Raw genomic sequence first — 10,948 nt, forward strand, 5'->3', positions numbered from 1 at the left:
CTATAGCGATAGCGTAAACCATCTTTCAACATTTCATCAGGAGAAGAAATGTATTATTCGGTATTAGCCCCGGTTTCCCGGAGTTATCCCCAACTATAGGGCAGGTTGCCCACGTGTTACTCACCCGTCCGCCGCTAACTTGATAAGGAGCAAGCTCCCATCAAGTCCGCTCGACTTGCATGTATTAGGCACGCCGCCAGCGTTCGTCCTGAGCCAGGATCAAACTCTCCATAAAAGAGAAAATTTGATAAAGCTCAAATTTTTGTATCTGCCGCTTTCGCTTTCGATACATAAAACATTTGCTGGCATCAATTTTGATGTCCAAAATTTTGTTTCTCTAACTTAAATAGAAGAAACGATTTCATTAACGTTTTGTTGTTCAGTTTTCAAGGTTCATTTCTTTCTACTGCCGCATTACCTATCGGCGACTTTTCTATAATACACTGATTTATTCATGAAAGTCAACATTATTTCATAAGTTTTTTATGAGGCTCTATTTTCGTTTTTAAAATTAGCTAATAAAAGGGGTAGATTCATGGTTCGCAAACTTTTGGCAACAGTTGTATTAGTGGTGATTGTAACCTTATTTGTTTATCCGCAAAGAGAATCAATTATTTCTGTTTTTCGTATGACAGATGAACCACTAATAATTTCAAAAGGAAATTATGGACAATCTTTAATTGTTGAGCTTTCTTTTTCCCATGAAGGACTGGAGGAGTGGTTACAATCGTTAAAACAGCCATATCCATTATTAATGCTTGATGCAGATTGGATTGCCCGTTCCCCTAAAATAGTGGAACAAATAAAAAAGCAAAATATGCCAACAGGTCTTCTTGGCAAGCAAGGCGCAGAAAATAGTTATAGTATTGAGCAATTTAACAAGGATTTAAAAATTTATGAAAAACATTTTAATAATAAGCCGCTTTGGTTTATGACTTCAGATTACGAGTTTGGAACAAACCTTCAGCAAGCCGTATTCGACCAAGAAATAAATTTACTATCCCCTTCTATGATTTACGCGAAAAACAATTATCAAAAAACTGACGGAGCAATTCTCTCGCTCAAACTACATGAAAAAAGCAAACCTAACTTCGAAGAATACACAAAGTTAATCGAAACAGAAAAATTTGTTTCTATAGAGGAAAATGTCTTCGGTTATACCATTAAAACAAAGAAAATTCCGGAGTAATGAGATTTTAAATGAAAAAAGCTAGTGCCAGCAATGGCCTAGCCTTTTTCATTTATACATTTACATTGTTTGTGGATTTAGCTTTTTGCTTTAGTTTACGTTCTTTTCTGCGTTCTTCGAGTCTTTTGCGGTCAGCATCAGATTTTGAATTATATTTCGGTAATAACAATAATTGATATGCATTAACTGCAATTAACGGGAACAATAATAAAGCAACATATGTATCAATGTTACCCTGACGCCCCATCAACGCGATGATCCATTCAAGGGATGTAATCACGATCATGAAGAAAATCGCCGGTACCAATACGTGTTTTTTCCCAGTTAACTGAACTTTTTTTATCGCTGTTGCAATAGCCGCAAAGATTAGGAATACTAATAACCCTATGTAAAATAACCAGTCTTTTGCCCCTTCAGCACCTGGTGCAAAACGAAACACAACTAAATCGACAAGCAGAATAACCACTAATAGCATTTGTACCCAATTCCATAAAGTCAATGTTTTAAATATACCTACACCAACTTGATGTAGCGTTAAATAAGCAAAGAATCCGGCTTGAGCAATAACGCTCATTGTACAGCCCAATAATATCATCCATCCAAAAGCAGCGAGGAATTCTCCCACTTCACCTGCCGCCAAATATGGCTGGAAGAAGTTCCAGCGCACAAAGATCCCTGCTATACCTGTTACGACACCGCCAATAAGCATACACATTAAGAAGAATTTTACCCAATTTCGTATTGTCACGACTCAACGTCCTCCATTTTAATAACTTTTATCCGTATTCACGGAAGACTTCCGTTAAATAGGTAGTTATGACATAAATGCTCGAAGTCTCCGAACGAATTCATTCTGCCGTAAAGCCGATAAAGATTGGCTGGAAATAGTTGATTACTTAGTCCAAGCCTATAACGACTATTCCTTTTACTCGAATCCTTAGGAGTAACCCACAATAAACTGTCACGCTGTTTTTGCGAAAACCAGCACCATTTCGAAGTTTCAATTTACATTTTAACAATGCAATCTTAAAAAAGCTATCGAAGTCACAATCCAATACATATTATGTGCAGGGATTGTGAACAATAATTGAAAGAGAGAGCCTTTAAGAAAGGACTGAGAAAAATTGTTCAACCGTGTACTTTCCGTACTATTCGTCGTTCTTCTACTTGCTAGCTGTTCCGAGCCAAATAACCAAGCACTTTCATATGAGGAAGTTAAAAAAATGATGATGGACTCCATACAGACGGAAGATGGCAAGAAAGCGATCCGTCAATTGCTCCAAGATCCAAGTTTCCGGGACTTAATTGTCCTTGAACACGAAGAAGTACAAACAGCTATTAATACAACTTTATTATCTGAGGAATCAAAGGAATTTTGGAAAAAGCAGTTTGAAAACCCATCATTCCAAGAAAATATAGCCAAAAGTATGAAAGAGCAGCAAAAAGAAATTATGAAGGAATTGATAAAGGATTCCACATACCAGGAAGATCTTATTTCATTTTTCGGGCAAGCTGAGATGCAAAAAGAGCTAGAAACAGTTTTAAAAAGTGCTCCTCTGCGAAAACAAATGGAAGAAGTAGTTACCCAGACGATTGAAAGTCCACTTTTACAAGCAAAGTGGCAAAAGCTGATTAAAGAAAGCGGCGAGGGTTCTTCTGGAGGGAAATCTGAAGAATCCGGCGGTGGCTCGGGTGGAGAAGAAGGCGGCGGTGGCGGCTCTGAAGAAGAGTCGGGCGGCGGCGGATCATAATTAAAAAAAGAATTGTACCCCTTAGAGGTACAATCCGCAGAGTGTAGACAAAGTTGATTTTCGACTTTGTCTACACGTTTTTTTAGGCTATTTCCTTCAATGAAAAATTACCCAGACTGTCTTGAAAACGCTTGGCAGACAAGGCGGGCAATCGAGTGAAGACCCGTATAGAACATTACGTTCATGAGGGCACGAACGAGACAACCAACGCCGGGTGAAATCGTTAGTCAACAGTCTGAGGATTGTACCCCTTAAAGGTACAATCCATTTTTCGCTTCTCTATTTTGATAATTTATCGATGATTTTTTGAGCTGCTTCCAAATAGATTTTGCCTGTTGGATGGTCCTGTTCATAAACAGACGGTGCAAAATCTTCATTTGTCCAATCCGGTTGTCCTAGTGGTATTTGACCTAATAATTCTGTTCGTAATTCATCGGCAAGCTTTGGTCCACCGCCTTGGCCAAATACGTATTCACGATCCCCAGATTTTGATTCGAACCATGCCATATTTTCAATCACACCAAGAATATCATGGTTTGTTTGTAATGCCATGGCACCAGCACGTGCTGCCACAAAAGCGGCAGTTGGATGTGGCGTTGTAACAATAATTTCCTTTGAGGAAGGTAACATTTGATGTATATCCAATGCAACGTCACCCGTTCCTGGTGGCAGATCTAGCAATAAGTAATCGATATCTCCCCATTCTACATCACGGAAGAATTGGTCCAATACTTTCCCCAGCATTGGTCCGCGCCATACGATTGGTGCATTATTTTCCACAAAGAAGCCCATGGAAATCACTTTTACCCCTTTGCGTTCAACAGGATAAATCCGATCTTCCTTGATAACAGGCATATCTTGGATTCCCATCATATCAGGCACACTAAACCCATAAATATCTGCATCAATCAACCCAACTTTTTTACCGAGTCTACTTAGTGCCACAGCCAAGTTGACAGATACGGTTGATTTCCCGACCCCGCCCTTACCTGAAGCGATTGCAAGAAATTGTACAGTCGATAATGGGGATAGTAAGTCATGGACTTCCGATTCTGTAGCTTTACCTCGGAATTGCTCCAGATTTTCGGCTGATAGTTCTTCGAAACGAATCCCTACAGTGCTAGCCCCAGCTTCTTTTAATGTGTCCACAATTTTCATTTGCAGTTGCATTTGTTCCGGTGTATTTGTTTTTGCAATTGCCACTTTAACACTTACGTGATTTTTTTCTTCTTTAATGGATACGTTTGTGATGCCATTTGTTTCAGCAAACGTTCTATGTAAAAAAGGATCTTGTAGTTGTCCTAGTACTTCACGGACCTGTTGTTCGTTTATCACTTGAAACACTCCCCTATTTCTTCTGATGTTAGTATATCATAGTGTAATTCTACTACTTATTCGAGTTGCACTCCACTATAACTACTCGCCCAGCAGTCGCTTAGTAAAGGAGATGTTGTCAGTAAAATATCCATCCACATTCAATGCTTTCATTTTTTCCTGTTGTTGTTCCATCGTCTCTAAATCATTAAAAAATACATGCACTTCCTTTCCTTGCCTGTGCAAGGCGTTGACAATCTCTACAGTGGCATCTGTAGATTCCATTCCAATAGCAGGGAAATCTACTGTTAGTGCTTTCTCTAAATCGAATTCCCCCTTCTTAAAAAGTAGTGTTAAGGGTAGATCCGGGGCTAGGACCGCCATTTTTTCCAAACTCCTTTCAGAAAAGGACTGTATTGCAACTTTTTCTTTATCTAGTAAGTGGTATTCCGACAATAACTTTACCAATACTTCTTCCATGACGGTTTCTCCATAGACTAATCTTGTTTCAATATAATAATTTTGTTTATTACCAAAGGTTTGAAGAATCTCGGCTAAAGTTGGTATCTCCTCCATCGTAATCTCCCCATGATACTGGCCAAGAGTTACATTCGATTTAATTTCCCTAAGAGTAAGATCACTTACTCTACCTGTTCCATTTGTAGTACGATCAATGGTTTCATCATGCATAACGATCAATACATTATCCTTTGTCATACGCAAGTCCAATTCAAGGGCATCCACATTTTGCTCGCTTGCGATTTTATAGGACGTAATCGTGCTCTCGTTGAATTGATCAATAGCTCCGCGATGAGCAAATATTTTCGGTGATGCTACAATCCCTGGTTCCGCAGCGGGCTTACTCTTTCCGAGAAATCCGAATATGCCAAGGAGCAACACGACTAAAATGGCGAACACAATCATTTTTCTCTTTTTAAACATTCGCAATTTACACTCCCTTATTCATCTCGTTTATTCTATGTATACAACGGCTGGAATTTACTTCACCGGTTAATATTATTTTACACATTAAAGGGAAGTTAACGATTCCTAGTTATTGACGAAACCTTTATCCGGTCGCTTTCTCACTTAGATGAATGTTTATTTGATACTATGTGGTCATAATATCTCAACCAAAAAAACAATGAGTGGCAATCAAATATTCCGTTTATTGCTAAAAAAATAGGTAGACAAAGCCGATTTTCGACTTTGTCTACACCATGAAACCAGGGTTGGCTGGCTCTAATATCTATTCACGCTTTCGCACAAACGGACTAAATGTATTATTCACCGCGGGCAGCATTGGCTTTCTCAATAGCTGCATTAAATTGTTCGATCGCAGTACCATAAGCTTCATCTACATCTCCACCGTTATAAACCGATTCAAGTGCAGTTTCCATAATTTTACGTCCCTCAGGAAGCATATCCATTAGTGCCCCTTGAGTCGCAAATGATGGCTTTGTATCTTGCAATTGGTCGACTGTAACTTGTAATTGTGGTTTTTCTGCATGCGCATCTTTTACAACTTGTTGTTCATATGCAGCAGGGTTGATTGCAAAGTAACCAGTCCCAACATGCCACTGAGCTTGTACTTCTGGAGTTTGTAAGTATTTCATGAATTCCCAAGCCGCTTTTTGTTCTTCTTCCGATTTACCATCAACCATCCAAAGACTAGCTCCTCCGATTACAACACCTTGACGTTCCTTTGCCTCTGGATGTGGCAGGTAGGCAATCCCAACCTCGAATGGAGCATTGTCAATCACATCTCTTGAACTTGCGGAAGATTGTAGGAACATAGCCACATCTCCTGCCAAAAATCCTGCAACCATGTTATCCCCATTTGTGCCATAGTTTGCAAATGTTCCATCATCAACCATTTGTTTTACCCAATTGAAAATTGACTTTCCTTCTTCTTCAGACCAACCAATTTCAGTCGGTGTATCCGAACGGCCGTTATCATTATTTAATAATAGTGCTCCTTGGTTAGCTAAAAGTTGTTCCCATAACCAGCCATATGCTTGTAACGCAAAGCCTTTCATCTTTGGATTAGCTTTTGTGATTGCTTTATTTGCTTCAATAATTTCTTCAAATGTTTCTGGTGCAGCTTCTGGATCAAGTCCTGCCGCTTCAAATGCATCTTTATTGTAATACATTACAGGTGTTGAGGAGTTAAATGGCATCGAATAGAACGTACCATCCAACGAATAATAATTCACAATATTTTCTTCCAGTCCGCTCATGTCGTATCCATCTGAATCGATAAACTCTTGAATTGGTACGATTTGTCCACTGTTAATCATTGCTTTCGTTCCAATTTCAAAAGTTTGGATCATTGTAGGTGAACTATCGCTACCTGCAACCGCATTGAATTTAGTTAGTGATTCGTCATAAGTACCTTGATACTCAGCATTAACTTGAATTTCATCTTGAGAGCTATTGTATGATTCAACAATCGAATTTAATGCTTCCTGACCTGCTCCACCCATGGAGTGCCAGAACGTTACGACTTGTTTTTCTTTTGAATCCGTTTTTTCCGTTTTTTCATTTGCATTACCAGAAGCATTTCCCGCTTCTGTTCCTGATGAACTTTCGCTTGAACTACACGCAGCTAGAATGATTACGAGTAACATCATTAAAGATGTTAGTAAAAAGTTTTTTTTCATTTCCCTACTCCTTTTAAGTTCATTTAGTTATTTTCTATATATTTATCCTTTTGTAATTCAAAAGGAATAAACCAAGTTCAACTTTTACTCTTTAAAACTTTACTTTATGGCCCCTTCCGTTAAGCCCTTCTGTAACTGTTTCTGGCCGAGGAACAACAAAATCAACGTTGGGATGATGACGATTATGGCACCGGACATTATGACACCCCAGTCATTTAATTGCTCCTGGGTTTGTAGTTGTTTTAAGCCAATTTGCACTGTTCTGACTGTGTCATTTGTTGTTGAGAGCAGTGGCCACAGATACATATTCCAGGAAGTTAGGAACCCATAGGCGCCAAGTGTAACTAAGCTAGTTTTGGCGACCGGCAAGACAACTTTCAAATAAAATTTAAAGTCCCCCATTCCAACAATTTGGCTTGCTTCCCTTAACTCTTTCGGTATTTGCTTAAAGTTTTGACGAAGCAAGAATGTTCCAAATGCCGTGGCAAAGAACGGGACCGTCAACCCCGGATATTGATCAATCCAATTCAAGTCTCGGATAATATGGAAGTTTGGGATAATCGACGCCTCAAAGGGAACCATCATTGTCGCAATAAATAGAAAGAACAGGATATCCCTTCCTTTGAACTCCAAGAATACAAAGGCATATGCAGCCAAACTCGATAGAATCAACTGGCCGATGGTAATAACAACCGAAACAATCAAACTATTGAATAAATATTTTAATAATGGAAATTGCTCGAAAGCTTTAAGATAGTTATCGAAAGATAAAGATTTCGGCAAACTTCCCGTCATAATATCCTTGTTATCCATAAAACTCATGACAAATGCCATTAACGCGGGGGCGAACACGGCAAGTGCCGAGATGATAAGTAAACTGTAAAATACGATTTTTTTGCTGAGTGGCATGGTCATTGATAATGAACCTTCCTTTCACCAAGCTTGAATTGAATGATTGTCATAATCAGTATGATGATGAATAGGACAATTGCTTGGGCACTTGCTGTACCAAATTGGTAATTTGTAAATGCTTCTCGGTATATCGAATAAACAATCAGGTTCGTTGAATTTTGCGGCCCACCTTGGGTTAAAATATCGATTTGCCCAAATGTTTGAAAAGCATTGATAATGGTAACTGTAATAACAAAAAATAATGTAGGGGATAGCATCGGAATTGTGATCCTTCTTAATTTATGGAAATAGCCCGCCCCATCAATATCTGCACTTTCATATAAGTAGGAATCTATGGATTGCAAGCCTCCCAGTAATACCAAAAAAGTAAAACCTAAATTCATCCAGATTGTAGTCACCGCTACAGCAATTAGTGCCCACTTGGGATCTGTTAGCCAACCAATTGATTCCACGCCAAACAGAGACAAGATTTGATTTAAAAAACCGATCGATGGGTGGAACATATATAACCAAAAAACCGAAGCAGCGGCTACAGATATTCCCATCGTTGATGAAAAGATGGTTCTAAAAAAGCCAATCCCTTTCAGCTTTTCATTTGCCAATACGGCTAGTAAAAGAGCAATAATAATCGTTGTTGGCACAGTATAAAGAACAAATAGGAATGTCGACTTCATGCTTTGATGGAAAATTGGCGAAGTGAACATTTCAATATAGTTTTGCAGGCCGACAAACACCGTTGTTTCTCCGCGTGCATTTGTTAAAAAGAAACTCAAATACATCGTTTTGAACAAAGGATAGAATAGGAAAGCTCCAAATAACACAATGGAAGGTAATAGAAACAGCATTCCTTTTGTAAAGCTCTTCACCCGTTGTTTCTTTTTGACATTCTCAAAACTAATCTCAGTGATTTCTGTTGACGACGGAATACCAGGATTACTCATACTCATCTTCTCACTACCTCTTGTTTATGGGTAAATGTTGCTTCTTGAATTAGATTTCCTGTGTCCTCATCAAAGAAGCACATATTCTCTACAGATATATGTACAGGAACCTTATCCCCTACTTGGATTAACCATTGCCCAAGCCATTTTGCGGTCCACAATTCGGTACCGACCTCAAAGGAAATCAACGTTTCGTTTCCTAAATGCTCAACATTGACGATTTCCACATTTTGAACTTGTTGGTTTTCGTCTCCGTAAGGCATATGCTCTGCACGTATGCCGATGACCAAATTACGGCTTTTTAGATTCTTGGGCATTTCCAGATGCTCAAATGGAATAGTCAATACGTTTTCAATAATAAGATTGGAGTCCTCTAAAATCGCTTTACCTAAATTCATTTTCGGAGACCCGATAAATGTGGCAACAAACAAATTTGAAGGTTTGTTGTAAAGGTCGATTGGTTCACCGACTTGTTGAATGATCCCATCATTCAGCACCATAATGCGATCTCCCATCGTCATCGCTTCCACTTGATCATGCGTAACATATACCATGGTTAGCCCTAGTCTTTTTTGTAGACGGCGGATTTCAATTCGCATATTTGCCCGGAGTTTGGCATCCAAATTGGATAACGGCTCGTCCATTAAGCAGAGAGGGGCTTCACTTACCACCGCGCGAGCCAGGGCCACACGTTGTCTTTGCCCACCCGATAGCTCCCTAGGCTTACGTTTAAGCAGTTCGTTCAACCCCATCATTTGGGCGGTTTCTTCTAGCCTTTTCTGTTGTATTTCCCTATCTACCTTTTGAGCATTTAGACCAAATAATATATTTTGTTCGACTGTTAAATGCGGATATAACGCATAGTTTTGGAAGACCATCGATAAATTTCTATCCTTTGGAGGCAGATGGTTCACGATCTTTTCACTTATTTTGAGGGTGCCCCCAGAGATTTCCTCAAGCCCAGCTATCATACGCAGCAACGTACTTTTCCCAGAACCGGAAGGACCGACTAGAACGAAAAATTCACCTTTTTCAATTTGCAAATCGATTCCATTCAACACGTTTCTTTGCTTGTTGTATGACTTTGAAATATCCATCAGTTCGATGTAACCCATACATAAACCTCCTTCATAGAACTATATTTATTCAACCATATCCACTTGAACAAAACGACGGTTTTGGTAACTTTTTACACTTATTATCACTTGGTCAATAAAATTTACATTAAACAGTACTCTTCTTAATAAAATTAAAAAAACCATCCACAAAATAATGTGAATGGTTTAAGTCCCCTGCTTTTAAAATGATGATCAAGACAATAAGAACGTATTATTATGTACAGTTTTGCAGATTGATTGCTGCAATTTGCAACTTCAACATACATAACAATCGTGATACTTACTCAAACTCCAGATTTACATAACTTTCGATTCCACTTACAATTGCATCTGCCATCTTCTCTTGATAATCTTCACTGGATAGCAGTTCACGTTCTTCATTATTGCTTAGGAAACCTGTTTCTACCAATACTGCTGGAACTTCCGCTTTCTTTAAAAGATACACTTGTTTAATCGCTAATGCTTCACGCTCTGTATTTTGCAGCGATTCTTTTATTGTCGATTGAATTGATTTTGCTAAAAGCTCACTATTTGGATGTCCCTCTTTATGGTAAAAGACTTGGGCACCCCTCCATTTTTCTTCTGGAATAGCATTGGCATGAATCGTGACAAAAATATCTGGTTCATTTTTTTGTACAAGGTTTGAGCGCAAGAAAATATCTTCTTTTTTCCGCTCCCGTAGTGTTGAAAATTCCTCACTTGGAGCATGTTCTTCCAACACATCGCCATCTGTTGAACGTGTCATGACAACCGTTGCCCCTAAACGCTTTAATTGCTTTTCAACCTTTTGAGCGACAGCAAGCGTTACATCTTTTTCTACAATCTCCCCGGATGAAGCACCACCATCAATCCCACCGTGGCCGGCATCAACAACAATCTTAACGCCACCTAATGGTTCTGGTAAAAAGAAACTTCGATCGGATGCGCTTGTCTCATAAACAACCAGACCTAAACATCCTAACAGTATGACACCTAGTGCAATCCATCTTTTCAACTGTGACACCACCTTTTGCAACCTTTAGCACTACTATACGCAAAAAATAGGACGAGTATGCGTGAA

The 10,948-nt window shown here is 39.0% G+C and carries 10 protein-coding genes and 1 rRNA gene; 2 read left to right on the forward strand and 9 right to left on the reverse strand.

Annotation, left to right across the window (positions count from 1 at the left end; translation table 11 throughout):
• Positions 1–235: ribosomal RNA gene (locus tag CD33_RS10555) — 16S ribosomal RNA — on the reverse strand; the annotation flags it as partial.
• 315 nt (positions 236–550) lie between these two features.
• Between CD33_RS10555 and CD33_RS10560 the strand changes: the two genes are divergently transcribed.
• Positions 551–1,189 (forward strand): hypothetical protein, encoded by a 639-nt coding sequence (locus CD33_RS10560; RefSeq protein ID WP_140422958.1) that lies wholly within the window; start codon positions 551–553, stop codon positions 1,187–1,189.
• Positions 1,190–1,241: 52 nt separating this feature from the next.
• On the opposite strand, the gene CD33_RS10565 is transcribed toward CD33_RS10560, so the two are convergent.
• Positions 1,242–1,937: a KinB-signaling pathway activation protein gene (locus CD33_RS10565; RefSeq protein ID WP_036200682.1), complete on the reverse strand. Its 696-nt coding sequence runs from the start codon at positions 1,935–1,937 to the stop codon at positions 1,242–1,244.
• Between the two features lie 376 nt (positions 1,938–2,313).
• On the opposite strand from CD33_RS10565, the gene gerD reads away from it, so the two are divergent.
• Complete coding sequence (gene gerD, locus CD33_RS10570) at positions 2,314–2,940, forward strand: spore germination lipoprotein GerD (RefSeq protein ID WP_036200684.1); 627 nt, start codon at positions 2,314–2,316, stop codon at positions 2,938–2,940.
• 279 nt (positions 2,941–3,219) lie between these two features.
• Here the strand turns inward: gerD and salA are convergent, their stop codons facing one another.
• From salA to cwlD, 7 genes are all read right to left on the reverse strand, one after another.
• A complete protein-coding gene (gene salA / locus CD33_RS10575; RefSeq protein ID WP_036200685.1) occupies positions 3,220–4,275 on the reverse strand; it encodes an iron-sulfur carrier protein/transcriptional regulator SalA in 1,056 nt (351 codons plus the stop codon).
• Between the two features lie 81 nt (positions 4,276–4,356).
• Positions 4,357–5,196, reverse strand: coding sequence for a glycerophosphodiester phosphodiesterase (locus CD33_RS10580; RefSeq protein ID WP_052130172.1), 840 nt, complete (start codon positions 5,194–5,196; stop codon positions 4,357–4,359).
• 341 nt (positions 5,197–5,537) lie between these two features.
• Entirely contained in the window at positions 5,538–6,917 is a 1,380-nt protein-coding gene (locus CD33_RS10585; RefSeq protein WP_036200687.1) for an ABC transporter substrate-binding protein, read from the reverse strand.
• 99 nt (positions 6,918–7,016) lie between these two features.
• Complete coding sequence (locus CD33_RS10590; RefSeq protein ID WP_036200689.1) at positions 7,017–7,832, reverse strand: carbohydrate ABC transporter permease; 816 nt, start codon at positions 7,830–7,832, stop codon at positions 7,017–7,019.
• Positions 7,829–8,770 (reverse strand): carbohydrate ABC transporter permease, encoded by a 942-nt coding sequence (locus CD33_RS10595; RefSeq protein WP_052130186.1) that lies wholly within the window; start codon positions 8,768–8,770, stop codon positions 7,829–7,831. The genes CD33_RS10590 and CD33_RS10595 overlap by 4 nt, the downstream gene beginning before the upstream one ends.
• 2 nt (positions 8,771–8,772) lie before the next feature.
• Positions 8,773–9,885: an ABC transporter ATP-binding protein gene (locus CD33_RS10600; RefSeq protein WP_036200690.1), complete on the reverse strand. Its 1,113-nt coding sequence runs from the start codon at positions 9,883–9,885 to the stop codon at positions 8,773–8,775.
• Positions 9,886–10,168: 283 nt separating this feature from the next.
• Positions 10,169–10,882 carry an N-acetylmuramoyl-L-alanine amidase CwlD gene (cwlD, locus tag CD33_RS10605; RefSeq protein WP_036200691.1) on the reverse strand — a complete coding sequence of 238 codons (714 nt, stop codon included), beginning with the start codon at positions 10,880–10,882 and terminating at the stop codon, positions 10,169–10,171.
• Between the last annotated feature and the right edge of the window lie 66 nt (positions 10,883–10,948).

Origin of the sequence: Ureibacillus sinduriensis BLB-1 = JCM 15800 (genome assembly GCF_000772955.1) — a bacterium.
In the GTDB taxonomy this organism is placed as follows: domain Bacteria; phylum Bacillota; class Bacilli; order Bacillales_A; family Planococcaceae; genus Ureibacillus; species Ureibacillus sinduriensis.

Excerpts from the sequence above, each read along its gene's own strand:
- CD33_RS10580 (WP_052130172.1), bottom strand. The coding sequence starts at position 5,196 with ATGTTTAAAAAGAGAAAAATGATTGTGTTCGCCATTTTAGTCGTGTTG.
- CD33_RS10585 (WP_036200687.1), bottom strand. The coding sequence starts at position 6,917 with ATGAAAAAAAACTTTTTACTAACATCTTTAATGATGTTACTCGTAATC.
- CD33_RS10590 (WP_036200689.1), bottom strand. The coding sequence starts at position 7,832 with ATGACCATGCCACTCAGCAAAAAAATCGTATTTTACAGTTTACTTATC.
- CD33_RS10595 (WP_052130186.1), bottom strand. The coding sequence starts at position 8,770 with ATGAGTAATCCTGGTATTCCGTCGTCAACAGAAATCACTGAGATTAGT.
- CD33_RS10600 (WP_036200690.1), bottom strand. The coding sequence starts at position 9,885 with ATGGGTTACATCGAACTGATGGATATTTCAAAGTCATACAACAAGCAA.